The sequence below is a fragment of the Aquamicrobium sp. LC103 genome, assembly GCF_001014615.2.
Lineage (GTDB): Bacteria > Pseudomonadota > Alphaproteobacteria > Rhizobiales > Rhizobiaceae > LBCQ02.
Map to the genome: position 1 here is coordinate 133823 of NZ_LBCQ02000008.1, position 24331 is coordinate 158153.

General features: G+C 65.6%; 21 protein-coding genes. 4 read left to right on the forward strand and 17 right to left on the reverse strand.

Going from position 1 to position 24331, the window contains the following annotated elements; all coding sequences use genetic code 11:
* Positions 1–2 precede the first annotated feature (2 nt).
* Genes XW59_RS16650 through XW59_RS16660 form a run of 3 tightly spaced genes read left to right on the forward strand, consistent with a single transcriptional unit; the run spans position 3 to position 4013 of the window.
* A complete protein-coding gene (locus XW59_RS16650) occupies positions 3–1658 on the forward strand; it encodes an ABC transporter ATP-binding protein (protein WP_047146549.1) in 1656 nt (551 codons plus the stop codon).
* Between the two features lie 28 nt (positions 1659–1686).
* The gene (locus XW59_RS16655; protein WP_047146548.1) at positions 1687–2847 is read left to right on the forward strand and encodes a M20 aminoacylase family protein; all 1161 of its coding nucleotides are present in this window, start codon (positions 1687–1689) and stop codon (positions 2845–2847) included.
* A gap of 32 nt (positions 2848–2879) precedes the next feature.
* Entirely contained in the window at positions 2880–4013 is a 1134-nt protein-coding gene (locus XW59_RS16660; RefSeq protein WP_047146547.1) for a M20/M25/M40 family metallo-hydrolase, read from the forward strand.
* 35 nt (positions 4014–4048) lie between these two features.
* Here the strand turns inward: XW59_RS16660 and cml are convergent, their stop codons facing one another.
* From cml to XW59_RS16680, 4 genes are all read right to left on the reverse strand, one after another.
* On the reverse strand, positions 4049–5248 hold the full coding sequence (cml, locus tag XW59_RS16665) for a CmlA/FloR family chloramphenicol efflux MFS transporter (RefSeq protein WP_047146546.1): 1200 nt from the start codon (positions 5246–5248) through the stop codon (positions 4049–4051).
* A gap of 201 nt (positions 5249–5449) precedes the next feature.
* Positions 5450–6070, reverse strand: coding sequence for a VTT domain-containing protein (locus tag XW59_RS16670; protein ID WP_052958209.1), 621 nt, complete (start codon positions 6068–6070; stop codon positions 5450–5452).
* Positions 6071–6073: 3 nt separating this feature from the next.
* Complete coding sequence (locus tag XW59_RS16675) at positions 6074–8275, reverse strand: molybdopterin cofactor-binding domain-containing protein (protein ID WP_052958208.1); 2202 nt, start codon at positions 8273–8275, stop codon at positions 6074–6076.
* Positions 8272–8751, reverse strand: a complete 480-nt coding sequence (locus XW59_RS16680; protein ID WP_206077718.1) for a (2Fe-2S)-binding protein — start codon at positions 8749–8751, stop codon at positions 8272–8274. Before XW59_RS16680 ends, XW59_RS16675 begins: the two co-directional genes overlap by 4 nt.
* Before the next feature lie 85 nt (positions 8752–8836).
* Here XW59_RS16680 and XW59_RS16685 point away from each other — a divergent pair, with 85 nt between their 5' ends.
* Positions 8837–9817, forward strand: a complete 981-nt coding sequence (locus tag XW59_RS16685; protein ID WP_047146545.1) for a LysR family transcriptional regulator — start codon at positions 8837–8839, stop codon at positions 9815–9817.
* On the opposite strand, the gene XW59_RS16690 is transcribed toward XW59_RS16685, so the two are convergent.
* The 13 genes from XW59_RS16690 to XW59_RS16750 all read right to left on the reverse strand — a co-directional run bounded on the left by XW59_RS16690 (position 9814) and on the right by XW59_RS16750 (position 24331).
* Positions 9814–11382, reverse strand: coding sequence for an isochorismatase family protein (locus XW59_RS16690; RefSeq protein WP_047146544.1), 1569 nt, complete (start codon positions 11380–11382; stop codon positions 9814–9816). The two genes, XW59_RS16685 and XW59_RS16690, sit on opposite strands and share 4 nt — an antisense overlap.
* 35 nt (positions 11383–11417) lie before the next feature.
* Positions 11418–12266 carry an N-acyl homoserine lactonase family protein gene (locus tag XW59_RS16695; protein WP_047146543.1) on the reverse strand — a complete coding sequence of 283 codons (849 nt, stop codon included), beginning with the start codon at positions 12264–12266 and terminating at the stop codon, positions 11418–11420.
* A 42-nt stretch (positions 12267–12308) separates the two neighbouring features.
* On the reverse strand, positions 12309–13193 hold the full coding sequence (locus XW59_RS16700) for an amidohydrolase family protein (protein WP_136068289.1): 885 nt from the start codon (positions 13191–13193) through the stop codon (positions 12309–12311).
* A complete protein-coding gene (locus XW59_RS16705; protein WP_047146541.1) occupies positions 13190–14299 on the reverse strand; it encodes a VWA domain-containing protein in 1110 nt (369 codons plus the stop codon). The genes XW59_RS16700 and XW59_RS16705 overlap by 4 nt, the downstream gene beginning before the upstream one ends.
* A gap of 202 nt (positions 14300–14501) precedes the next feature.
* Positions 14502–15383, reverse strand: a complete 882-nt coding sequence (locus XW59_RS16710) for a MoxR family ATPase (protein ID WP_047146540.1) — start codon at positions 15381–15383, stop codon at positions 14502–14504.
* 193 nt (positions 15384–15576) lie between these two features.
* Positions 15577–16602: a molybdopterin cofactor-binding domain-containing protein gene (locus XW59_RS16715; RefSeq protein ID WP_047146539.1), complete on the reverse strand. Its 1026-nt coding sequence runs from the start codon at positions 16600–16602 to the stop codon at positions 15577–15579.
* Between the two features lies 1 nt (position 16603).
* On the reverse strand, positions 16604–18274 hold the full coding sequence (locus XW59_RS16720; RefSeq protein ID WP_047146538.1) for a molybdopterin cofactor-binding domain-containing protein: 1671 nt from the start codon (positions 18272–18274) through the stop codon (positions 16604–16606).
* A gap of 9 nt (positions 18275–18283) precedes the next feature.
* On the reverse strand, positions 18284–18769 hold the full coding sequence (locus XW59_RS16725) for a (2Fe-2S)-binding protein (protein ID WP_047146537.1): 486 nt from the start codon (positions 18767–18769) through the stop codon (positions 18284–18286).
* A 2-nt stretch (positions 18770–18771) separates the two neighbouring features.
* Positions 18772–19590 (reverse strand): FAD binding domain-containing protein, encoded by an 819-nt coding sequence (locus tag XW59_RS16730; RefSeq protein WP_047146659.1) that lies wholly within the window; start codon positions 19588–19590, stop codon positions 18772–18774.
* The gene (locus XW59_RS16735; protein WP_047146536.1) at positions 19590–20051 is read right to left on the reverse strand and encodes an SRPBCC family protein; all 462 of its coding nucleotides are present in this window, start codon (positions 20049–20051) and stop codon (positions 19590–19592) included. The genes XW59_RS16730 and XW59_RS16735 overlap by 1 nt, the downstream gene beginning before the upstream one ends.
* 164 nt (positions 20052–20215) lie before the next feature.
* Positions 20216–20653 carry an SRPBCC family protein gene (locus XW59_RS16740; protein WP_047146535.1) on the reverse strand — a complete coding sequence of 146 codons (438 nt, stop codon included), beginning with the start codon at positions 20651–20653 and terminating at the stop codon, positions 20216–20218.
* 9 nt (positions 20654–20662) lie between these two features.
* Positions 20663–23452 (reverse strand): flotillin family protein, encoded by a 2790-nt coding sequence (locus XW59_RS16745; RefSeq protein WP_047146534.1) that lies wholly within the window; start codon positions 23450–23452, stop codon positions 20663–20665.
* Between the two features lie 48 nt (positions 23453–23500).
* The gene (locus tag XW59_RS16750; RefSeq protein ID WP_047146533.1) at positions 23501–24331 is read right to left on the reverse strand and encodes a phosphoenolpyruvate hydrolase family protein; all 831 of its coding nucleotides are present in this window, start codon (positions 24329–24331) and stop codon (positions 23501–23503) included.

Sequence of the window (24331 nt, forward strand, 5' to 3'; positions counted from 1 at the left end):
GCATGTTGTTCAAGAAACGCAGCTTCGACGACGCGCCGGCGATCCTCGAGATACGCGACCTTTCAGTCGGCCTCGCCAGCAACGGGCTCGAGGTTCTCGACAAGGTGTCGATCCGCATCCGCAAGGGCGAGACGGTCTGCCTCGTCGGCGAAAGCGGCTCGGGCAAATCCGTGACCTCGCTGGCGATCATGGGGCTTTTGCCGAAGGGCGCGCTGGAGGTGACCAATGGTTCGATCGAGCTCCAGGGCAAGAACCTGATCGGCCTTTCGCCGCAAGGCATAAGGGCGATGCGCGCGCGCAGCATCTCGATGATCTTCCAGGAGCCGATGACGGCGCTCAACCCGGTCATGCGGGTGGGCGACCAGATCGCCGAGGTGCTGAACACGCACACGAAGATATCGAGCCGCGAAGCCAGGCAACGCGTGCTCGACATCATGGAACAGGTCCAGCTCCCCAATGTCGAGCGGATATACCGGTCCTATCCGCACCAGCTTTCGGGCGGCCAGCGCCAGCGCATCATGATCGCGATGGCGCTCGTCCTGGAGCCGCAATTGCTGATCGCGGACGAGCCGACGACCGCGCTCGACGTGACCACGCAGAAGCAGATTCTGAGCCTGATCGCCAAGCTGCAGGAAGACCACGGCACGGCGGTGCTGTTCATCACGCACGACATGGGCGTCGTCGCCGAGATCGCCGACACGGTCTATGTGATGAAGGAAGGTCAGGTGGTGGAGAACGCGCCGGTCGAGCGTTTGCTGCGCGAACCGAAGGAGGAATACACGCGCCGGCTCCTGCGGGCGGTCCCGAGCCTCGTGCCGCGGCCGCCGCGCCCGATGGATGCGACGAAGGACGCGTTGTCCGTCTCGGGGCTCGACAAGCTCTACCATGGCACCGGCATCTTCACGCGCACGCCGTCGGTTCATGCCGCGCAGGATGTGAACTTCGTCATTCCACGCGGACGAACGCTGGGCATCGTCGGCGAAAGCGGCTCCGGCAAATCGACCGTCGCCCGTTGCATCATGCGCCTGATCGATCCGACAGCGGGCGAGATACGCATCGCCGACACGGAGATCGCCGGCCTGTCGCGTGGCGAGTTGCGACCTCACCGCAAGCACATCCAGATCGTCTTCCAGGACCCGTTCCGATCGCTCAATCCGCGCTGGACGGTGGGCAAGAGCCTGACGGAAGGTCCGATCAACTACGGCATGCCGCACAAGGAAGCCCTCGCGCATGCCGCGGAGCTGCTCGAACTCGTCGGACTGCCGAAGGACGCGCTCGGTCGCTATCCTCATCAGTTTTCAGGTGGGCAGCGCCAGCGTATCGCGATTGCCCGCGCCGTCGCCATGCGGCCGGATGTGCTGGTGGCCGACGAAGCGGTCTCGGCGCTGGACGTCTCGGTTCAGGCGCAGGTGCTGCAATTGCTCGACGAGCTGCAGCAGAAGCTCGGCATTGCAATCCTTTTCATCACCCATGATCTCAGGGTCGCGGCCCAGATTTGCGACGATGTCGTGGTGATGCAGCGCGGCCGCGTCGTCGAGCACGATACCGCCGCCAACGTGCTTTCCCAACCCAGGGACGACTACACACGCTCGCTCATCGAGGCCGCGCCCGGCCGCGCATGGGACTTTGCGAATTTCCGCGAATTGGAAGCCGTCTGAGCTTTCCGGACAGATAAAGGAGACGACCATGCCGGTGATGCCGAAGATTGAAGAATATCGCGACGAGCTGATCGCGATCCGCCATGATTTCCACGCCCATCCCGAGATCGGCTTCGAGGAGGAGCGCACATCGAAGATCGTCGCCGATCTTCTGAAATCCTGGGGAATCGAGGTCCATACCGGCATCGGCGGAACCGGCGTGGTCGGCGTCCTGCAGGGAAAGGGCTCTAAGACGCGCGCGATCGGCCTGCGCATGGACATGGACGCGTTGCCGATGGAGGAGATGACGAACCTGCCCTACCGTTCGACGTCTCCCGGCAAGTTCCATGGCTGCGGTCATGACGGGCACACGACGATGCTGCTCGGAGCCGCCCGCTATCTCGCCGAGACGCGCAATTTCGACGGCCGCGCCGTCTTCATCTTCCAGCCGGCCGAGGAGGGGCTGGGCGGTGCGCGCAGGATGCTCGCCGAGGGGCTTTTCCAGCGCTTCCCGTGCGACGAGATCTATGGAATGCACAACGACCCGATGAACAAGCCGAATGCGGTCGGCGTGAAGCCGGGGCCGTCCATGGCGGGGGCTACCTTCTTCGACATCGTCGTCCACGGAGTCGGAAGCCACGGCGCGATGCCGCACCAGTCGAAAGACCCGATCGTCATCGTCACCTCATTGGTGCAGAACCTGCAGTCGATCGTCAGCCGCAATGTCGGCCCCACGAAGCCGGCCGTCCTGTCGGTTACGCAGATCCATTCCGGCTCCGCCTACAACGTGGTTCCCGAGAGGGCCACGATCGGCGGGACCATCCGCTATTTCGAAGAAGAGGTGAAGAACCTCATCCACGAGCGGATAAAGGACCTGTGCGCAGGCTTCGAGAAGAGCTACGGCGTCAAGATCGACGTCGACCTGCGCGAAATCTTCGACGTCCTCGTCAACGATCCCGATCTTGCGAATGCCTATCTCGATGCGGCGCGCGATATCGTCGGCGAGGAGAGCGTGACGGAGACCAAGGAAGTCTTCACCGGCAGCGAGGATTTTGCCGACATGCTGAAGGTCGTGCCCGGCGCCCACTGCACGCTCGGCCATTCGGGCGGCGTGCCGCTGCATAATCCCGGCTTCATCCTCGACGACGCGATCCTGCCCGTGGGGGCAAGCATCATGGCCCGCATCGTCGAGAAGCGCCTGCCGCTCTGATCCCCGCCCGACACCACAAGGATACAGTTTCCATGAATATCGACAGTCTGCCTTTCGACACCGAGGAAATGCTCGCCGGGCTGAAGCCGTGGGTGGAATGCGAAAGTCCGACCTTCGACGCGGCCGCCGTCAACCGGATGATGGACCTCGCAACCTATGATCTGGTGGCGGCGGGGGCGACGATCGAGCGCATTCCTGGCCGCATGGGGTTCGGCGGATCGGTCCGCGCGCGCTTTCCGCACAAGGATCAGGGCAAGCCCGGCATATTGATCGCCGGCCATATGGATACCGTCCATCCGGTCGGCACGCTCGATGTGCTTCCCTGGCGGATCGAGAACGGCAAATGCTACGGGCCGGGCATCATGGACATGAAGGGCGGCAATTATGTCAGCCTCGAAGCGATCCGCCGGCTCGCTTTGGCGGGCATCGAGACGCCGCTGCCGGTGACCGTCCTGTTCACGCCCGACGAGGAGGTCGGCACGCCGAGCACGCGCGAGTTGATCGAGATGGAGGCGCGCCAGCACAAATACGTGCTCGTGCCGGAGCCTGCCCGTCCGGATGGCGGGGCGGTGACCGGCCGCTACGCCATCGCGCGCTTCAATCTCAAGACCGAAGGACGACCGAGCCATGCCGGCTGGGCGCTTTCGGAGGGTCGTTCGGCCATCGCCGCCATGGCCAGGAAGGTGCTCGAAATCGAGAAGATGACCACCGAGGACTGTACTTTCTCGGTCGGCGTCATCCGCGCCGGCCAGTGGGTCAATTGCGTCTCCTCGACCTGTCATGCGGAAGCGCTGAGCATGGCGAAGCGCCAAGAGGATCTCGATCGCGGCGTGGAAGCGATGTTCGCGCTCGCCGGGGAGGAGAACGAGGTCGTCTTCGAGGTGACGCGCGGCGTCACCCGTCCGGTATGGAAGCCGGAGCAGCCGGGCACGATGGCCATGTACGAAATCGCCCGTGAGATCGCGAAGGAGATCGGCTTCGACCTGACCCATGGCAGCGCCGGGGGCGGATCGGACGGTAATTTTACCGGCGCGCTCGGCATCCCGACACTCGATTCTATCGGCGTGCGCGGCAAGGGCCTGCACACGCTCGGCGAGCATATCGAGATCGACAGCCTGGTCGAGCGGGCGAAGTTCGTCGCCGGGCTCTTGACGCGGCTGCAATAGGCAGCCGCCCGCATTTGCGCGGGCGGCTTCCAACATCAGCGCGCCTTGCCGCGCTTGCGCAGGTGCAGCAAGGCGACGAGCGTCACGGTTGCCATCAGCGTGCAGAAGCCGGCCAGAGGCCAGGCGGTCTCGCCGTCGAGGAAGACCACCATCAGGGTTCCGACGATGCCGACAACGAGGCTCTGGATGCAGAAGTAAAGCGCCACCGCCGTTCCGGCGATAGCGCCGAACTCTTCGAGCGCGCCGTTCGCCGTCACCGACGAGGCGAGCACGATGCCGACCGCGATCACCCACATCGGCAGGACGAAGCTCCAGAACGACGGGTCGAGGAACACCTGTCCGGCGGCCAGCAATGCCGCACCGGAAAGCAGCATCGCCATGCCGCGGACGACGCTGCCGGCGATGCCCCAGCGTTCCACGAAGCGCTTTGCGAAACGCGTGGTGACGATCATCACCAGCGCGGCCGTCGCGAAGGCGAGACTGAAACCGAGCTCGGAAAAACCGGCCTGGCCGATCAGGACGCGCGGCGCCGTCGAGAAGAAGACGAAGAATGCTCCCATCGCCGTGCTGAAGGCCAGCGTATAGGTCCAGAAGACGGGGCTCTTCAGGACCGGGACGAAGGATGCGCCGCGAACCGCATCACCGTCCGGCCGTGTCTCGTGCCATTTCGGCGTGGCGTAGAGAGTGGCGGCCGCAGCCGAAACGGCAAGCGCGATGAAGATTGCCCGCCAGCCGAACAGGTCGGCCATGACCGCGCCGGCGATCGGCCCCAATGCCGGCACGAAAGCCAGCATCGCATTGAACAGGCTGTAGATCACCGCGCTTTCCGGTCGGTCGGCATAGACGTCCCTGACCGTCGCGAAGAGCGCGACCAGCATCGCCGAGGCACCGATCGCCTGCAGCAGGCGTATCGCCACGAAGATCGCGGCCGTGGAAGTGGCGGCCAGCAGCAGCGAGGTGACGGTGAACAGGATCGCCCCGCCAAGCAGGACAGGTCGCCTGCCGATCCGATCGGAAAGCGGGCCGAACAGAATCTGGCCGACGCCGAGCACGATCATGTAGAGGCTCAGCGTGAGCTGGATGACTGCAGGCGTCGTTCCGAGCAGGCCGGGCATTGCAGGCACGATCGGAAGGTAGATGTCCATGGCCAGCGAGGCCAGTATGTTGAAGGGTGCCATCAGCAGCAGTGCTGCCGGCAGGGCGTAACTCCACGCCCGGGGGTTTCGAGAAGGCATAGGAAAATATCCGCTCAAATGAATGACATTCGGCGGCGATCTGCCTTCCTATCGACTATGGGATTGAAACGGGCAGACGGCCGCAACGACGAGGTCGTTGCGGCTTATCTGTCTGACGATTTCGTTCCCATGGGTCTTTCCGGCAATGACTGTTGTGCTGAGAGGCGGCTGTCTATCATCCCAATCGGATATCGGCAATCTCTATTGCTCTCTCGCGGTTCGGCTTCCCTGAGCCCTTCGCGGTCCCAGCATGGTCAGGGCAATCATCTGGAGGCAGCCGACGCCCGCCAGCGCGGCCATCACGATGAGCGTCGCATTTGTCCCGGCGGCGAATCCGGACACGGTCGAGTAGCCGAGCACGATGAAAGCGGCGTTCCACAGCATGATGCCCGCGGTCGTCGTAAGCAGGAACAGCGGAAGTCGGATGGCGAGCATCCCCGCGACCGCCGGTGCGATGAGGCGGGCGGTCGGCACGAGCTGTACTCCGAATGCCAGTGCGCCGGCGTTCGCGGCCAGGCTGGCCTTCAACCTCGCGGATAATGCCGGAGGTACAAGCATGAGGCCGAGAACACGCATCAGTCGTGCTTCTCCGACCCTGGCGCCCAGCCAATAGAAGGACACGCTGCCGGCCATCCCGCCCAGAATGCTCGCAAGCAGTGCGGCCTGCAGCGTCCAGGCTCCAGCCGCCGCGCCCGCGCCCATCGAGACAAGCAGGGCGGAAGAGGGAAGCACCGGAATCATCCGCTCGGCAAAGGCAAGCCCGAACAGTACGAGGCATCCGTGGACCGCGGCCGAAGCGAGCAGGGTGGCGAGCGGGTCCATGGCTCAGGCCGTCTCCGCGAGTGCGTCGGCTATCGGCAGCCGGCGGATGCGCCTGCCGGTGGCGGCGAAAAGCGCATTGGCAAGGGCGGGTGCCACCGGCGGCAGCGCCGGTTCGCCAAGGCCACCCCATGGCGCATCGCTTTCGAGGAAATGGACCTCGATCTTCGGCGTATCCTCCAGCTTGAACACGTCGTAGTCGTGAAAGTTGGTCTGAACGATCCGGCCGTCCTCCAGCGTGATCTTTTCGCGCAGGGCAGCACTCAGGCCCATGATGATGCCGCCTTCCACCTGCTGCAGGGCGGTATCCGGATGGACGAGGCCGCCGCAATCGACCGCCGCCACCACACGGTGGACACGGGGCCCGCCATCCTCGCCAAGCGAAGCCTCGATCACCTCGGCCACCCAGGTGCCGTAGCATTCATGGAGCGCGATGCCGCGGCCCGTTCCGGCCGGCAGGGGCGTACCCCAGCTGGCGCGCTCGGCCGCGGTTTCCAGCACCCTGCGCTGACGCGAGCCTTCCGGCAGCATGTCGCGCCGATATACGAACGGGTCGCGGTCGGCGGCATGCGCCAGCTCGTCGACGAAGCTCTCGGTCCAGAAGGCATGCTGGGTATGCGCCACCGCGCGCCATGTGCCGGTGTGGACATGCGTCGCAAAATCGATCGAGCGCAGCGACTGGTTCTCGATCGCGTAGGGGAGGACGAACGCCTCGTTGCGGGTCGGTGCTGCGAGGAAGCGTTGCGACCATGCCGTCGGCAAGCCGTTCTCGCCCAGCGCTGCCCTGACGCGCGTGGCAAGCGCGGGACGGTATGCGCCGTGCGTGAATTCCTCCTCGCGGCTGAGGATCAGCTTCACCGGACGCGGCGACATCGCAAGGGCGATCGGCACGAGACGGCGCAGATAGTCCGCCGAGGGCGCGATGCGGCGGCCGAACGAGCCGCCCGCGGGAAGGCCGCGCACGATCACATTGTCGGCACCGAGCCCGGAAAGCTCGACCAGCAGCGCCTTGGCGCCGAGCGCGTCCTGCTCGCCCGCCCACAAGGTGAGGACGCCGTCGGCGAATTGCGCCGTGGCGTTGATAGGCTCCATCGCCGCGTGGTGGAGATAGGGTACGCGGTAGACGGCTTCGACGATCCGCTCGGCGGAGGCCGTTTCCAGCGCCGCGTCGGCATCGCCTTGCGCATGGGCGGACGAACCTTCCGAACCGAGCGCCTGATCTTGTCTTTGCTCCAGGTCCGCCTGCGAGAGCACCATCTGGCCCTCCGTCGAAAACTCCGGCTCCAGCGCGAGCATGGCCTCGTTAGCCTGCCACCAGCTCTTCGCCACGACCGCGACGCCGTGATCGAGCGGCAGGACGCGCTCCACGCCGGTCATCGCTTCGGCAGGGCCGGTATCGACCCGAAGCAGGCGTTCGCCATGCACCGGCGCGACGCGTATCGCGGCATGCACCATGCCGGGCAGCGCGAGGTCGATGCCGTAGGCGAAACTGCCGTCGGTCTTGGCCGGAATGTCGAACCTCGTCGGCGAGGTGCCGACGATGCGCCATTCGCGCGGCTCCTTCAGCCGTGGATTGGCAGGCACGGAAAGCTGTGCCGCTTCCTCGGCAAGCTCGCCGAAACGTGCTGACCTGCCCGTGGCGGGGTCGGTGACGACGCCGTCGCGCGCCGCCAGCCTTACGCCCGGTACGTTCCAGCGCCGTGCCGCGGCTTCGACGAGCATGCCACGGGCGGCGGCCCCCACGATGCGCATGCCTGCGCGCCCGGTAAAGCGAACGGCCGTCGACCCGCCGGTGATCTGCAGGTCGATGAAGCGGGCGGCCTCGGTGAACACCATGTCGGTGATACCGTCGGCGAAGGCCGGCACGGCACGGTTCTGCATGATCCAGCCGCGCGCCAGGAAGCGGTTGGCGAAGGTCTTTTCGCCGGGCGCGCGTTCGGTGCGTACTTTCGACCAGTCGGCGTCGAGCTCTTCGGCGGCCATCATCGCCAGCGCGGTATGCACGCCTTGTCCCATGTCGATATGGGGCACCTGGACGGTGACGATGTCGTCGGCCCCGATCTTGATCCAGCCTGCGAGCAGATGTTCGCCGGGTCCCTCGACCTGGCTTCGCGCCGCCCGCTCGAAACTGCCTGACCAGGAGCGATAGCCGATCATGACGCCGCCTGCCGTCGCGACCGCACCGAGGAGGAAGGTGCGCCGTCTCACGATGCCGTCTCCATATGGCGCGCGACAGCATGCACGGCCTTGCGGATGCGCGGATAGGTGCCGCAGCGGCATATATTCGTGACCGCTGCGTCGATTTCGTCGTCGGAAGGGTTCGGGTTTTCGCCGAGCAGCGCGGCGACCGCCATGATCATGCCGGACTGGCAATAGCCGCATTGCGGCACCTGCATCTCGATCCATGCCTGCTGCGCAAGCTGGCCCGCTACCCCTGCCGCTCCTCCCGATACGGCTTCGATCGTCGTGATCTCGGCGCCTTCGGCCGCATCCGCCGGCAGAATGCAGGAGCGTACCGCCCGGCCGTCGAGATGGATGGTGCACGCCCCGCATGCTGCGACGCCGCAGCCATATTTGGTGCCGGTCAGCCCAAGCTCCTCGCGCAGCACCCACAGCAATGGCTTCGCGGGGTCGAGCTCGACATCGATCGCCTCGCCGTTCACCCTCAATGTCATGCTGGCCATGAGCTGCCTCGCTTTGCAAACGCTTGTGCAGAACAAGGTAAGCGGGCTAGATTGTTTAGATAATATCCTATTATCGCGACGACCAATGAAGCATAACTTCACAATCACCCGACGGCGGCTCGACGGCGTCCTCGCCTTCCTCTGCGTGGCGGAGCGGCGCAGCTTCCGTGCGGCCGCCGCCGCGCTCGGCGTGTCGCCTTCGGCGCTCAGCCAGACGATCAAGGCGCTGGAGCAGGACCTTGGCGTCGCGCTGCTGGCCCGCACGACGCGCAGCGTCAATCTCACCGAGGCGGGCAGCCTTTTCCTGGAGCAGGCGCGGCCGGCGATCGAGGCGCTGCAGGCGTCATTCGCCTCCATCGAGGCATATGGCGGCGCGCCTTCGGGCCTTCTGAGGCTCAACGCCTCGCGCGGCGTTCTGCCCTTCCTGCTCGATCCGATTCTCCAGGGTTTCCGGCAGATTCACCCGCAGGTGAAGATCGAGCTTTTCGCCGATGACGGTTTCGCCGATATCGTCGAGGGCGGGTTCGATGCCGGCATCAGGCTCGGCGAACTGCTTCGCCCGGATATGATCGCGCTCAGGCTGACGCCGCCCTTCCGCTTCGCCGTCGTCGGCGCGCCGGACTATCTCGCGCGGCATGGCAAGCCGCGCACGCCCGAGCAACTGCGCCGGCACGACTGCATCCGTTTCCGCCATGCCACGTCGGGCACCATCTATCGATGGGAACTGGAGAAGGGCGAGCGGCAGTTCGAGATCGACGTAGACGGCTCGCTGATCGTCAACGACACCGCGCTCATGCTAGCCGCCGCTCTGCGCGGAGCGGGTCTTGCCTACACCGCCGAGCCGCTGGTCGCGGATCATCTGCGACAAGGGAGGTTGGTCGGCGTATTGGAGGAGTACTGGCCGGCCTCGCCGGGACTGTTCCTCTACTATCCGAGCCGGACGCAGGCGCTGCCGAAGCTGCGCGCCTTCGTGGATTTCATTCGCCACGGTATCCCGGAAGATGTCGCAGCCGGCTGGGACGAGAGCCATGGCGTGCGGATGCGCGTACCGGCAAATGAGCCTTAGCCGAGCGCCCGGAGCACATCGTCGGTGGTCGTCACCGCCGCCACGTTCTGCATCGCGTAGTCGACCGAGGCGCGGTGCCAATCGGCATTCATCGTCGAGCATCCGTCCTCTGGAACGATCATGATGTAGCCTTTGTCGGCGCCGGTGCGTGCGGTGTGTTCGATCGACATATTGGTCCAGGCGCCTGTCTCGATGACGATGTCGCGGCCCTCCGCCTTGAGGATCGTCTCGAGATTGGTGCCCTCCCAGGCGCTCATGCGCATTTTGGAGACGACATGGTCGCCAGGCTTGGCGTCAAGCCCCGGAACCGGCTCTGCCCCCCATGTGCCTTTGATCAATGCGTTGACTTGAAGCGTGTTCTCGAAGAGCGGCGCGTTCAGGGTAACGCCCTTGCCGCCTTCCGGTACCTCGAACCAGACGTGGATGACCGGTATGCCGAGCGCGCGGCAGCGCTCGGCCAGACGGCGGACGTTCTCGATCGCGTTCTGCTCCCTGCAATGCTGGGGCGAGCCGGAAGCGGCGAAGGCGCCGCCTTCCATCACCACGTCGTTCTGCATGTCCTGGATGATCAGCGCGCAGCGGCCTGCTTCGAGCCTGAAGCCGTCGTGGGAGGTCCCTGCCGAACCCGCGGTTTTGCCCGGCGCGCGGGCGTCGGCCCGCATGAACGGTTCGGTGCGCGGGCCGACCTTCACGTCCATCGCGTAGATCGAGGTGGAAGCGGTGATGAAAAGCGTGCGCCAGTCCGGGCCGCCCCAATGCAGATTGGCGGGCAATTCGGGTATGGCGACCTTGCCGACGAGCTGGCCCGATGGGTTGTAGATCCACAATCCACCCGGCGCGGTGACCCAGACATTGCCCAGCGCGTCACATTTCATCCCGTCGGGAACGCCCGGCTTGAGGGTGTCCCTGATGCCGGAGGCGAAGACGCGGCCGTTGCCGAGCGTGCCGTCGTCGCGCAACTCGAAGACGCGGATGTTACACTGTTCGGTGTCGTTGATGTAGAGGAGCCGCTCGTCGGGCGAAAAGCAGAGCCCGTTGGGCTGGCTGAAGAGATATCTGTCGACGAGCAGTTGCGGCCCGGCGTTCGTCGCGCCGGGCCGCACGCGGAAGACGCCTTGCCAGCCGAGCTGGCGCGGGCGCTCGACGCCGTAATGCGGCATGCGGCCATACCAGGGGTCGGAGAAGTAGATCGAGCTGTCGGAGCGGACGCAGACGTCGTTCGGGCTGTTCAGCTCCTTGCCCTCGAAATGCGAGGCCAGGACCTCGCGCGCGCCGCCCGGCTTCAGGCGCGCGAGGCTGGAGGTGGCATGCTCGCACACGATCAGGTTGAGCTCGGCATCGTAAGTCATGCCGTTGCCCTTGTTGGAAGGCCGCGCGACTTCGCTTATGCCCGATTGGTCCCAGCGCCGGCGCACGTCGCCCGGCATGTCGGAGAAGAGAAGGTAGTGCTCGACCGGATGCCAGATCGGCCCCTCGGTGAAGATGAATCCCGAACCGATCTCGCGAACAGGAGCGTTCTCGTCGATCAGGTCGCGGAATTCGGGCCGTAGCGCTTCATGGGCCATGTTATCCTCCCCTCAATCCATCGGCGCCATGATGCTCAAGCCGGAAACCAGTTGCGCCGCGGAACGCTCTGGCTGACGGGTCCGGGCACCGCCATGTCGAGTCGCCCGACGACTTGACCATTCTCCACCTTTGCCGGCTTGTCGTGCACGGGCAGCAGGAATTTCGAAGAGTTCAGCAGCTTCTTGATAGCCGCCTTCTCGGAACGCTTCGATCCGGCATGATTGCCGGTCACCTGCGGCTCGTCGGCGTGAATCTGGTGGAATGGTTCCAGCACCTGGTTGTGGATGTCGTAGATGACGTCGCCGCAGATGGTGGCGCGGCCTTCCTCCGTCTCGACATGGATGTTCATCGAGCCCTCGGTGTGGGCATTGGCCGCTTCCAGGACCACTCCGGGGATGAGCTCGACCGGTCCTGAAAGCTCCAGATCCTCGAAGCGCAGCGCGCCGGGAGTGTGCAGCCGCTCCACCAGATGCATGATGTCGGGCTTGGGATATTGCGGGTGCATGAGCCCCGACACCGAGCACTCCATCTCGCGTCGGTTGACCACCACGGTGGTGTTCATCGGGAAATGGTCGTCCTTGCCGGCGTGGTCGATATGCAGATGCGTGTGGCAGATGTAGCGAATGTCGCCGACCTTCACGCCATGGCGGGCGAGCTGATTCTCGATCATGTGGTCGTGGGACTGCAGCCCGCGCATGCCGAGCGTTTCCATGATCGCATTGTCGCGGAAGCCGGTGTCGACGAGGATCGGATACTGTCCGCCCAGTATCAGGAAGCCGTAGGTGTAGACGCGCGCCGTGCGGCCGCAATTGCGGCCGAGCACCAGGAAGCTCGATTCAAGCTCGATGTCGCCATAGTCCAGTATCTTGATCTCGAGCGCCATGCTCACCTCCCTCCTTGGTTGCCCGCTTCGTTCCCGGTTGCCTCAGAGCCGGTAGACCCGCTTTGCCGTGTCGTGGAATATCGCCTGCTGCCTGCCGGTGCTGAGGTCTCCCGCCGCCTTGAGAAACGCGCCGATCAGCTCGCCATAGCTCGTCCACAGCTTCTCGATCGGAAAATTCGAGCCGAACAGGCAGCGCCGGGCGCCGAAGATAGCGATCGTGTCGTGCAGGATGCGCTCGATATGCGCCTCGTCGTTGCGGTGGATGAAGGTTCCGAAGGCAGAGAGCTTGGAGACGACGTTTTCGCGCTTCGCCAGCTCCTTCATCCGCGCTTTCCAATGAGCGCGTCCTTCGTCGGAAAGGTCTTCCGGCATGCCCGCGTGCTGGAGCACGAAAGTCACCTTGGGGCAGGCGTCGGCAAGCTCGCAGGCACCTTCCATCTGACCGGCGAATACCTGCAGGTCGAAGCTCCAGCCATAGTCGGCGAGATAGCCGATGTTGCGCTGGACATTGCCCTCGCGGCAGAGGTCGGGCGACTTGGCGAAGCGATAGAGCTCGTTCTCGTGCCAGTGGAACTGCTGGCGAATGCCGCGCATGAGGGGATGTTTTGCCAGCCTGTCCAGAGCGGGCCGCGCATCCGGAACAGTCATGTCGCAATAGCCGACGATGGCATGTGGCCAGCCCGTGCGGTTCGCGGTTTCCTGCACCCAGGCCACCTCGTCCGCGGCCCAGTTCGGTGCCCAGTTGGCCTGCACATAGACCGATTTTTCGACGCCGGTGCCCTTGATGTCGTCCAGAAATTCCTCGATCGGATAGTCGCGCTTGATAGCGTCATATGCGCCGAAGATGCGCGGCTGTGTCGGCCCCAACAGCCAGGGCAGGTCGGTCTGCCGCCAGATATGGTGATGGGCGTCGATGATCTTCATCAGGCAATTCTCCGTTCGAAGCCGAGAACCTCGGCGCAGACGCGCGCCGCGCTGGAACCGTCGCCGAGCCGGTCGATATGGCCGAGGACCGACCGCAGCGCGGCCGTCTCGACCGCGTAACCGTTCTCTCCCGCCAGCGGCGAGAGCCACAGGAGCGCCCAGGCATGCCGCGACAGGCGCTCGACGGCGTCGGTCATGGCGACATGGTCGCCGCGCTCCAGCCCGTCGGATAGGATGACGCAGAGGGCGCCGCGCGAAAAACCGGCGAAGCGCGGCACGGAAAGAAAAGCCTGGAGTGCATCGCCCAGCCTCGTTCCGCCGTCCCAGTCGGCGACGAGCGTCGAGGCGAGGCCGAGCGCCTGATCCGGGTTGCGGCGGCGGAGCGCCCGGGTGATGCGGGTGAGCCGCGTGCCGAGCGTGAAGACCTCCACCCGATCGCTCGCCTGCGCGAGCGTGTGGCCGAAACGCAGATATGTATCGGTCTGGTTCTTCATCGAGCCCGAGATGTCGATCAGCAGAAGGATGCGCCTGCGTCGCTCGCGTCTGGTCAGCGCGGGCAGGCGAATGACCTCGCCATCGCGCTTGACCGCGTCGCGCAGGGCGCGGCGCATGTCGAGCCGTCCTCGCCCCTTGGCCGGCATGAGCCTGCGCGACTTGCGGCGGGGCAGTGACCGAGGCGCCGCGCGGCGGAAACGGCGTAACGCCTCGCTTTCGCCGGCCTTGGCGAACTGCCGGGCAAAGAGGCGCTCGGCACCGGTCGGCGCGCCGCCGGACTCTTCCGCCTCCTCCGTCTCGGGCGGCTCGGCGCCGCCGTCGCGGTCGTCGAAAGCCTCGACCTCGTCCTGGTCGGGCTCGCCTGGCGCGGATGCCGGCAGCGACTGTCCGAGAAAGGCGAGACGGAACAGCGCATCGAACTCGTCGCGGCGTTCCGGCGAAGGCGCGATGGTGGCGTGCGCGGCGCGGTGAATGTCCTCCATCGTGCGCGGCCCGAGGAGGCCCACGGCGGCGATAAAGGATTGCGTCTGTTCCGGCGCGACCGAAAAGTCGTTGGCGCGCAGAAGAGCGGAGAATTCCATGAAGGGCAGGAGAGGGCGGGGGAGCGGGGTCATCGGACCTCTCTCTCCGCTCGACTCCAACAGTACCCCCACCCCTTACCCCTTCCCACAAGGGGGAGGGGGGACACCGACGTTGCCGCAACATGATCGAAAACCGGCTGATCAAGAGCGGCGGCGATGCAGAATTCCCCTCCCCCTCCCAGCGAGCGGTAAGGAGTGGGAGTATCCGTCCTCAGCCTTTTCGTGATGGAACTGCTCATGCTGCGGCCTCCCGCAGGATTTCGTCGAGTCGGGGCTCCATGAACATCAGATCGTCCTGGTCCTTCAGCGCGACGCCGATCGCCCGTTTGAAGGCCGTTGGCCATGGCGCTCCCTGAGCGTTGAGAAGGGTGGCGGCTTCGGCCCATTCGACCGTTTCCGCCACGCCCGGCGGTTTCGCCAGCGGCTCGCCCCGCAGCGCCCCGACCGCCGCGACCACCTTGTAGGCCGTGTCGCGGGCGACCTGGCTGGCGCGCATCATCACGATCTCCGCCTCGCGAGCTGGATCGGGGTAGCCGATCCAGTGGTAGACGCAGCGGCGGCGCAGGGCCTCGTGCAGCTCGCGGGTGCGGTTGGAAGTGAGCACCACGACCGGGTGTTCCTCGGCGCGGATCGTTCCGCGCTCGGGGATCGAGATCGAGAAATCCGAGAGGAATTCGAGCAGAAAAGCCTCGAATTCATGGTCGGCGCGGTCGATCTCGTCGATCAGCAGCACGGTGTCGCGCGGATGCCGCAAAGACTCCAGCATCGGCCGCGAGATCAGGAAATCGTCGGCATAGATGTTGACGTATTCGTCGCCGGCCTGCCGGATCGCCAGCATCTGGCGTGGATAGTTCCACTCGTAGAGCGCGTGCGCCGAATCGATGCCTTCGTAGCATTGCAGCCGCACGAGCTGGCGCCCGAGGATCGAGGCGATAGCTTTCGCGCCCTCGGTCTTGCCGACACCCGGCGCGCCTTCCAGAAGCAGCGGCTTGCCGAGCGCCAGTGCCAGATAGGCGGCCGTGGAAAGGCTGTCATCGGCGAGATATTGCGCGTCGCGCAGCGCGGTCGCGAGCCGGTCCGGGCTGTCTATGCCAACGATCGAGCGCCTTATGGGCATCGGGCGCTCCAGTGGAAGTCCCAAAGCACGCCCCCTCCACCGCCTTCGGTGGTCCCCCTACTCCGTAAACGGAGGAGGACCCGGCTTGCTGCCGGCCGCAACGTTGGTTCCTCCCCTGCGGAGCGGGGGAGGGGGACCATGCGAAGCATGGTGGAGGAGGTGGCGCGCCGGACCTTCATCCTGCTGAATCCCCTCAATTCCGCCTTGCCGGCGGCCGCGCGCCGCCATTGGCCCTGATCCCCCGCAATATCTTTTCCGGCGTAATCGGCAACTCGTCTATGCGCACGCCGACCGCGTTGAAGACGGCATTCACCATCGCGGGCAGAACCGGGTTCGCGCACATCTCGCCCGGTCCCTTGCCGCCGAAGGGACCGTCGGGGGCCGGGCGCTCGAGGATCGCGATGTCGTGAGGGGCGATGTCGCCCGGCCCCGGCATCAGATATTCATTGAAGTCCAGCGGCCCGTGACTGCGTTCGGGATAGTAGGGTTCCGTCGTCTCCCAGGCGGCATGACTCATGCCCATCCAGGCGCCTCCGATGAGCTGTTGCTCGACGAGACGCGGATTGAGCGCGCGGCCGAGTTCATAGGCGCTGTTCATCTGCACGACGTCGATCTCGCCTGTCTCGTCGTCGACATCGACGTCGACGATTAGCGCGGCATGCGCAAAGCACGACACCGGTGTCATCTCGCCGGTTTCGGGGTCCACCTCGGAAAGCGGGATCAGGAAGATGCCGCGGCCCGAAACCGTGCGGCCCTGCTTGAACTGCGCCGCGCCGCAGGCCTCCGCCGTGGTGATCGACTTCGACGGCGCGCCCTTCACGTGGATGTTGCCCTTGCCGTCGGTGACGAGGTCGGCAGGATCCACCTCGAGCTCCTCGGCCGCTGCCTCCAGCATGACCGACCGCGCCTCCAGCGCGGCCTGGATGACCGCATTGCCGACGCGATGCGTGCCGCGCGACGCGAAGGAACCCATGCAGTGCGGGCCGGTGTCGGAATCGGCGGTATCGACATAGACGTCCTCGACCGGAACACCGAGCGTTTCCGCCGCGATCTGCCGCGTCACCGACTTCATGCCCTGGCCGAGGTCGATCGATGAGAGCGCCACCATGAACTTGCCGCCGGGATTGGAATGGACCAGCGCCTGGCTGGGGTCGCCGCCGAGATTCATGCCGATGGGATAATTGATCGAGGCGAAGCCGCGTCCACGATGCAGGGCCATGTCAGCGTCTCCTCAGGCCGGAGATGGAAGAAAAGCGGGTCCGTCGTGCGTCGGCGGCGGTTTGCGCGGGTGGCGGAGGCGCGGGCTGCGTGGCGACCGGGGCGGGTTGCGGCTGAGGTCTTGCCGCCGGCTCGTAGCGCGGCGTGACCGGCGCCGTCTCGTGTCGCGGCATTTGCGGCATGGAAACGGGCTGCGCCTGACCCGGCTTCTTGTTGCCGCGCGCATAGCTCCCGGCGGTGAAGCCGGTGACCGCGCCATTGTGATCGATCGCGGTATGCGGGGGCATTTCGGCGCGCGCTCCCCCGCCATCGCGAAGGGAAGAGGCCTGCTGCGCCTGGCGGCTCAGCGGCCATTTCGCCTTTTCCGCAGCCACCTGACAGCATTCGATCAGCGCCGTGTTCTTGGCGAGGCGGCGATGCGCCTTCATATCGCCGTCGCGATAGGCGTTGAGGATGCGCAGCTCGATCGGGTCGACGCCGACCTCGTAGGAGATCTTGTCCATATGCGCCTCGATGGCGAAGTCGACGCCGGTGATGCCGAAGCCGCGCATGGCGGTTGCCGGCGTTCGGTTGGTGAAGACGCAATAGACATCGGCATAGACATTGGGGATGGTGTAGGGACCGGGCAGATGGCCGACGCCCTTGATGATGGCGTAGCTCGAAAGGCGGGTGTAGGCGCCTGAATCGAAATAGCCGATGAACTTGCGCGCGACGATGCGGCCGTCGTTCATGACCCCATCCTTGATGTACCAGCGCTCCGCCCCGCGCGGCGCGCCGACCTGCATCTCTTCCTCGCGATCGAACATGTACTTGCAGGGCCTGCCGGTCAGCACGGTGCCGAGCACCGCCATCGGCTCGTGCAGGGAATCCACCTTGCCGCCGAAGCCGCCGCCCACGGTGCCGCCGATGAAATGCAGCCGGTTCGACGGCATTTTGAGCAGCTTGGACGTGGTGTCGAGCGAGAAGAACAGCGCCTGCGTCGAGGTGTAGACGACATAGCGATCGTTGGTCTCGGGCGCGGCGATCGCGCCGCAGGTCTCGGTCGGCGCCTGCTCGATCGGCGACATCTGGTAGCGCCCCTCGATGATGCGGTCGGCCTGGCGGAAGCCGGCCTCCACGTCCCCGAAGCGCAGCTTCTGGTGGTCATATTTGCCGTGGTAGACGAAGAGATTGCCGGGATAGATCTCGTTGACGACCGGGGCGCCCGGCTTGACGGCGTCCTCCACGTCGAAGACGGCAGGCAGCTCCTCCCAGTCGACGCGGACCTTGGCGACCGCGTCGCGCGCCGCGCGGTCGCTCTCGGCGATCACGGCTGCCACCGGCTCGCCCTTGTAGGAGACCTTCTTCTCGGAAATCAACGGCTCGTCGTCGAGACCGAAATCGAGCAGGCTCAGAAGCGTGTTCAAGTTCTGGGGCACGTCCTTGCCGAGCACGATGCGCACGACGCCGGGCATGCGATCGGCCTCGCTGGTGTCGATGCGGCGCACGCGAGCATGATGATGCGGGCTGCGGACGCAGCGTATGTGCAGGAGGCCGTCGAAGAGATGGTCGTCGTAATAGGGCGAGCGGCCGGTGACGTGGCCGAGCGCGTCCTGCCGCTGGGTCGGCTTGCCGATCTCGTTGAGATTGTCGTCGCGTTCGTCGGCGAAGTATTCCTTGCGAAACTCGATCATGACCTCACCTCACCCATAGTGCCGCGCATCGCCGGACTTGGCGGCTTCGAGGATCGCGTTGATGATCGGCTCGTAACCGGTGCAGCGGCAGATATTGCCGGAGATCGCCTCCACCACTTCCTGCCGCGACGGGTTGGGATTACGGTCGAGGAGCGCCTTCGCCGCCATCAGCATGCCCGGCGTGCAATAGCCGCATTGCGCGGCAAAGCCCTCCATGAAAGCCGCCTGCAGCGCGTGGAGCCGGTTGCCGCTGGCAAGACCGGCGGTGGTGGTGAGCTGCCGCCCTTCGACGGTTTCCGCCAGCGTCAGGCAAGACAGATGCGGTTCGCCGTCGATCAGCACCGTGCAGGTGCCGCATGTGCCTTGTCCGCAGCCATATTTCGGGGTCAGGTCGCCGATGCCGCGCCGCAGCATGTCGAGCAGGTTCTGACCGTCCTCGACGAACACGGCTTTCTCGGAACCGTTCAGATGGAAGCGAACGGGTTTCTTTGCCATTGCTACCTCCGTTCGGCCGACAGGAGACGTTTCAGATGCACGCCCGCCACTTCGCGGCGATACCAGGATGAGGCGAGGGCGTCGGTGGGCGGATCGATGCCCTCGGTCGCCACGGCCGCCGCGCGCTCGATCGTCGCGATGTCGAGCGACTGGCCCTCGAGTGCGCGTTCCACGGCAGTAACGCGGATCGGCGTCGGTGCCATCGCTCCATAGGCAATGCGTGCGCCCTGCAGCCGCCCGCCCATCTGCGGCAGGAGCGCGGCGATCGACATCAGCGAAATGCCCTTCGGCTTGACCCGGCTTACCTTGACGAAGCGGAAGGCCGACGCGTCGCGCGGGCGGGGCACGCTGACGGACTGCACCAGCGAGGTCGCGTGACGCTCCCTGTCGCGCAGGAAATCGTCGATCGGAATGCCGCGGCCGCTGCTGCCGGCGAGATTGACGGTGGCGCCCAGCGCCAGCAGAGCGGCGGCGAAATCGCCGTAGGGCGAGGCCGCGAAGAGATTGCCGCCGATGGTCGCCATGTTGCGGATCGCCGGCCCGCCGACCGAGCGCGCCACGGGCGCCAGAAAGACAAGGTCGCGGCTGGCGACGACCGCTGCCATCGTCACGCCCGCGCCGATGACGAAGCCGTCGCCCTCGGCGCGGATCGCGCTCCAATTGGCGTCCCGCGCGCGGATGATCGTGTCGAAAGACTGGTCACCGGCATTGACCGCGCGCATGATCAGCGTGCCGCCGCCGAGGAACCTGGCCGTTCGACTCGACGCCAGCGCGCGCGCCGCCTCGTCCAGCCTTTCATAAGTCTCCACTCTCACCGGCATCATCCGCCTCCGATCCGTGACGGGGCGAGCCCCATGAACTCGCGGACGGCGCGAAAGCCGCCCTCGTAGATTTCCTCGCCGACTTGCTTCTTCAGTTCCGCTTCGCGGCCGGCGGGTGTGTTGAAGCGCGATTCCCATTGCCAGAACGTCATGTCCCCGTCGGTGACGGGGATCAGGCGGACATGGGCGACGTAGTTCAAAAGCGGGATCGGGGTGTCGAGCAGGCAATAGCTGAACGCCATGTCGATGTCGGACAGCGTCAGCAACTGCTCACGCAGCTCCGAGCCATCGGCAAGATGAAAGCGGCGGATGCAGCCGATCCGGTCCGATGCCTGGCCGCGCTCGATATGGCTGTCGGCGACGGCCGGATGCCACTGGTCGTGGCCATTGAAATCGCGCAGCACCTCCCACACGGCTTCCACCGGGGCTTCGACGACGGTGCTCTTGGCGATCTTCACCATGAGGCGGCGCTCCCTCCACCGCCTTCGGCGATCCTCCTCCCTCGCGAACAGGGGAGGATCGGACCTTGCGGCCGGCCACGACCCCGGTTCCTCCCCCGCGAAGTGGGAGAGGAAGGCCATGCGAAGCATGGCGGAGGGGGGAGGGTTATCACGGGTGTCATGGCCTACCTGCCGAAATGCCGCTTGAGCGCGTCGAAGCCGCCCTGGAAGACATTGGTGCCGATGCCGCTGACGAGATCGTCCGCCACCTCGTCGGCGCACTCGAACTCCGCGCTCCATTCGGCGAATGTCCGATCGCCGTCGGTGATCGGCGTCAGCCGCAGTGTCGCCACATAGTCGGTGAGCGGCATCGGCCCTTCGAGCATCGCATAAGTGCAGAACGTGTCGTAATCCGACAGGCCGAGCAGCTTCTCGCGCAGGCGGTCGCCGTTTTGCAGCGTGAAGTCGCGAACGCAGCCGATCTTGTCGGAAGGCTCTCCGTTCTCGATCTGGCTCTCACGGATGCGGGGATGCCAGCGCGGCAGCGCGTTGAAGTCGCGGACGCGCTCCCACACCTTGGCGGCCGGCGCGTCGATGACGCTGGAAACGAAGACTCTCGGCATGGCGTTCCTCTATTTCTTCGAGCGCGAACCGGAGGCGGGCTTGGAACCGTCACTTGCTCCGCCTCCGCCGGATTCGCCGCCCGAGTGCTGCTGCTTGGATAGCTCTCCGGCGATCCGCGTCATGTCCGACGCCTCGCGGATCAATCCGCCCTGCTTGGTGAGATTTCCACCCTCGATGCCGATGTCGGCAAGCAGGCTGTCGACCAGCGGCGCCTGCACCCGGTAGCGCAGCGCCGAATTGATCACCTCGTCGGTCATGTTGGCGCGCTCGCCGCCATTGCCGCCGGAAATGCCGTCGAGCTGCATGATGCGGATGTCCTGGATCTTCTCCAACGGCTTGACCGATGCCGAGACGATGCCCTCGACATGTTCCAGCAGCTTGCGCCGGAACAGCGAATGGCGCGCCGGATCGGTAAGCACGTTCTCGGCCTCGTTGAGCAGCTTCTGTGCTTCGGCCTCGACGGCGCGACGCACTTTCTCGGCCTCGGCCGCGATGCGCTCCTCCTGTGCCCGTTTCTCGGCCATCAGCACGTCGACGCTCTTGCGCCGGTTCGCCTCCTCGGTCTCGCGCGCCGTCTTGACGCGCTCTTCCGCCTCGGCGGCACGGGCGCGGGCAAGGTCGGCCTCGGCATGGGCCGCCGATTCCTCGAGCGACTTCCTGTAGAGTGCGATCGCCTTCTCCATCTGGGCGATCTCGACATTGCGCTCGCGATCCACCTCCAGTCGGCGGCGTTCCGTTTCGTGGCCGATGCGGGCCTCGTCGAGACCGCGTTCGGAGGCGATGCGGGCACGTTCGATCTCTTCCTTCGAGGCGATCTCGGCCTCGCGCAGCGTCTGCACGCGGGCGATCTCGAGCTGTTCGAGCGCGCGCTGGCGCTCCAGCTTGGCGGCGTCGAGCGCCTGTTGACGGGAGATATCCGTCTTTTCGACGTCGCGTTGCGCCGCGATCTCGGTCTGCTTGACCTTCGCGTCGGCTTCGGCGCGTTCGCTCTTCTTCGCCGCAAGCCGGATAGCCCTTACCTCGCTCGCCTCGTCGACCGCGCGCTCGCGATCGATCTCGCGCTCGCGGGTCTCCTGCTCGGCGGCTATGCGCTCGAAGTCGAGCATCTTGCGCTGCGCGATGCGTGCCGCCTCGACGGCTTCGTCGGCTGCAACCTGTGCTTCGTCCAGCATTCGGCGGCGCTCGATGTCGCGCTCGCGCGTTTCCCGTTCCGCCGCGATGCGTTCGCGGTCGAGCTTGGCCTCGACCTCGATGCGCGCGTTCTCGATCGTCTCGCGGGCCGAAATATCGGCCTGGTCGACGGCGCGGTTGCGCGCGATCTCGCGCTCGCGGGTTTCCTGCTCGTAGGCGATGCGCTCCGCGGCGATCTTCTTCTCGCGCGCGATCCTCGCCGCTTCCGTTGCCTGGCCGGCGGCGATCTCGGCCTCTTCCAGCGCCTTCTGCTTGGTGATCTCCATCTCGCGAATCTTGCGGTCGTTCTGGATGCGCTCCTCATTGGTGTTGGCGGCCTCGAGGATGCGCAGCTTCTCGGTTGCCTCGCGCGAGGCGATCTCCGCCTCCTCGATGGCGCGGCTGCGCTCGATCTCGCGGCGACGGATCTCTTCCTCGTTGGCGATGCGGCTCTCGGCGATCACGCGTTCCTGCGTGATGCGTGCCTTTTCGGTCGCTTCCTTTGCGGCGATCTCGGCATGCTCGACCTCGCGCTGGCGTTCGATCTCGCGCGTCTGCGTTTCCTGCTCGTTGGCGATGCGCGCTTCCTTCACCGCCCGTTCCTGAGCGATGCGTGCCTTCTCGATCTCCTCCCGGGTGGCGATCTCGACGGCATCGATGGTCTTCTGGCGCTCGATCTCGCGCTGCCTTATCTCGCGCTCCGATGCGATGCGGCTTTCGGCGATGGACTGCTCGTTGACGATGCGAGCGCGCTCGATCGCCTCGCGGGCAGTGATCTGGGCGCTTTCCGCTTCCGTGTCGCGCTCGGCGCGTTCGCGGGCGAGCTGGGCGCGTTGCTGGGCACGGCGGAACTCGACATCGCGTTCCTGCTCCAGCCGGGCCTCCTCGCTTTCGCGCTCGATCGCCAGCGACTGCTTCTCGGCCTCCAGATTGCGGGCGCGAATCTGGATCATCGCCTCCTGCTCGATGTCGTTGCGAAGCGTGCGGCGTTCCTCGATGTCCTTGATCAGGGCCGTCAGACCCTCCGCGTCGAAACGGTTGGAAGGGTTGAAATATTCGAGCGCGGTCTGGTCGATGTCGACGATGGCGACGGATTCGAGCTCCAGCCCGTTGCGCGAGAGGTCCTCCTGTGCCGCTTCGCGAACGCGCGAGACATAGACGCCGCGCTGCTCATGCATCTCTCCCATCGACATCTCGGCGGCGACGGCGCGCATCGCGGACTCGAACTTGCCGACCAGAAGCTCGTTGAGGTTCTTGGCGTCGAGGGTGCGCCGGCCGAGCGTCGAGGCGGCGATCGAGACCGCCTCGCGGGCCGGGCGCACGCGGACGTAGAACTCCGCTTCGACGTCGACGCGCATGCGATCGCGCGTGATCAATGCCTGATCCTTGTTGCGCACGACCTCCAGCGCGAGCGTGTTCATGTTGACCGGCGTGATATCGTGGACGATCGGCCATACGAAAGCGCCGCCGTCGATCACCACCTTCTCCCCGAGGAAGCCGGTTCGCACGAAGGCGATCTCCTTGGTGGAGCGGCGGTAGAGCCATGTCATCACCCAATAGATGATGGCGATGACGATGACGGCCGCGATGAGCCATAGGATGAGCTGGCCGATGATCTGCCCGGTCATTTGCGTCCCTCCCGCGAAGTCGCCGATGTCATGAAGTGCTTCGGCATGTCATTTTCCCTTGATCCGCTTGAACTGCCGGGTCTGCTCGGTGAGCGCGGCTTCCGTCGGTAGCCGCTCCATCGAGGAGGCGCCGTAGAAGCCGTGGCAGTTCCTGGTGTTCTTCATGATGAAGTCGGCGTCGTCCGGCATCGCGATCGGCCCGCCATGGGCGAGGATGATCGCGTCCGGGTTCACTTTCAGCGCGGCTTCCGCCCAGGCGTCGATCAGCGCCGGGCAATCCTGAAGCTTCAACGCCGTCTCGGCGCCGATCGAGCCGCCGGTGGTGAGACCCATGTGGCAGACGACGATGTCGGCTCCGGCCTTCGCCATCGCTTCCGCCTCGCCCTCGTTGAAGACGTAAGGCGTCGTCAGCATGTCCCTGGCGTGCGCCTTGGCGATCATGTCCACCTCGAGCCCGTAGGACATGCCAGTCTCCTCGAGATTGGCGCGGAAAGTGCCGTCGATGAGCCCCACGGTCGGGAAGTTCTGCACGCCGGAAAAGCCGATGCGCTTCAACTCGTCGAGAAACACGTCCATGATCCGGAACGGGTCGGTGCCGTTGACGCCGGCAAGCACCGGTGTGTGCCTGACGACCGGCAGCACCTCGCGCGCCATGTCGACCACGATGCCGTTGGCGTCGCCATAGGCGAGGAGGCCTGCGAGCGAGCCGCGTCCGGCCATGCGGTAGCGGCCGGAATTATAGATGACGATGAGGTCGATGCCGCCTTCCTCCTCGCACTTGGCGGAGAGGCCGGTGCCCGCCCCGCCGCCGATGATGGGCTCGCCGCGCGCGATCATCGTTCGGAACTTTTCAAGGATTGCCGCCCGGGCGATCGCCAT

What these genes read in the sequence shown, in the direction of transcription:
- XW59_RS16715 (WP_047146539.1), bottom strand. Translation starts at nt 16,602, where the DNA reads ATGGCCCTGCATCGTGGACGCGGCTTCGCCTCGATCAATTATCCCATC.
- XW59_RS16680 (WP_206077718.1), bottom strand. Translation starts at nt 8,751, where the DNA reads ATGGCCAGCATGACATTGAGGGTGAACGGCGAGGCGATCGATGTCGAG.
- XW59_RS16710 (WP_047146540.1), bottom strand. Translation starts at nt 15,383, where the DNA reads ATGCCCATAAGGCGCTCGATCGTTGGCATAGACAGCCCGGACCGGCTC.
- XW59_RS16735 (WP_047146536.1), bottom strand. Translation starts at nt 20,051, where the DNA reads ATGGTGAAGATCGCCAAGAGCACCGTCGTCGAAGCCCCGGTGGAAGCC.
- XW59_RS16750 (WP_047146533.1), bottom strand. Translation starts at nt 24,331, where the DNA reads ATGGCGATCGCCCGGGCGGCAATCCTTGAAAAGTTCCGAACGATGATC.
- XW59_RS16740 (WP_047146535.1), bottom strand. Translation starts at nt 20,653, where the DNA reads ATGCCGAGAGTCTTCGTTTCCAGCGTCATCGACGCGCCGGCCGCCAAG.
- XW59_RS16745 (WP_047146534.1), bottom strand. Translation starts at nt 23,452, where the DNA reads ATGACCGGGCAGATCATCGGCCAGCTCATCCTATGGCTCATCGCGGCC.
- XW59_RS16695 (WP_047146543.1), bottom strand. Translation starts at nt 12,266, where the DNA reads ATGGCGCTCGAGATCAAGATACTGGACTATGGCGACATCGAGCTTGAA.
- XW59_RS16670 (WP_052958209.1), bottom strand. Translation starts at nt 6,070, where the DNA reads ATGGACCCGCTCGCCACCCTGCTCGCTTCGGCCGCGGTCCACGGATGC.
- XW59_RS16705 (WP_047146541.1), bottom strand. Translation starts at nt 14,299, where the DNA reads ATGACCCCGCTCCCCCGCCCTCTCCTGCCCTTCATGGAATTCTCCGCT.
- XW59_RS16685 (WP_047146545.1), top strand. Translation starts at nt 8,837, where the DNA reads ATGAAGCATAACTTCACAATCACCCGACGGCGGCTCGACGGCGTCCTC.
- XW59_RS16655 (WP_047146548.1), top strand. Translation starts at nt 1,687, where the DNA reads ATGCCGGTGATGCCGAAGATTGAAGAATATCGCGACGAGCTGATCGCG.
- XW59_RS16720 (WP_047146538.1), bottom strand. Translation starts at nt 18,274, where the DNA reads ATGATCGAGTTTCGCAAGGAATACTTCGCCGACGAACGCGACGACAAT.
- XW59_RS16650 (WP_047146549.1), top strand. Translation starts at nt 3, where the DNA reads ATGTTGTTCAAGAAACGCAGCTTCGACGACGCGCCGGCGATCCTCGAG.
- cml (WP_047146546.1), bottom strand. Translation starts at nt 5,248, where the DNA reads ATGCCTTCTCGAAACCCCCGGGCGTGGAGTTACGCCCTGCCGGCAGCA.
- XW59_RS16725 (WP_047146537.1), bottom strand. Translation starts at nt 18,769, where the DNA reads ATGGCAAAGAAACCCGTTCGCTTCCATCTGAACGGTTCCGAGAAAGCC.
- XW59_RS16690 (WP_047146544.1), bottom strand. Translation starts at nt 11,382, where the DNA reads ATGGCCCATGAAGCGCTACGGCCCGAATTCCGCGACCTGATCGACGAG.
- XW59_RS16730 (WP_047146659.1), bottom strand. Translation starts at nt 19,590, where the DNA reads ATGCCGGTGAGAGTGGAGACTTATGAAAGGCTGGACGAGGCGGCGCGC.
- XW59_RS16660 (WP_047146547.1), top strand. Translation starts at nt 2,880, where the DNA reads ATGAATATCGACAGTCTGCCTTTCGACACCGAGGAAATGCTCGCCGGG.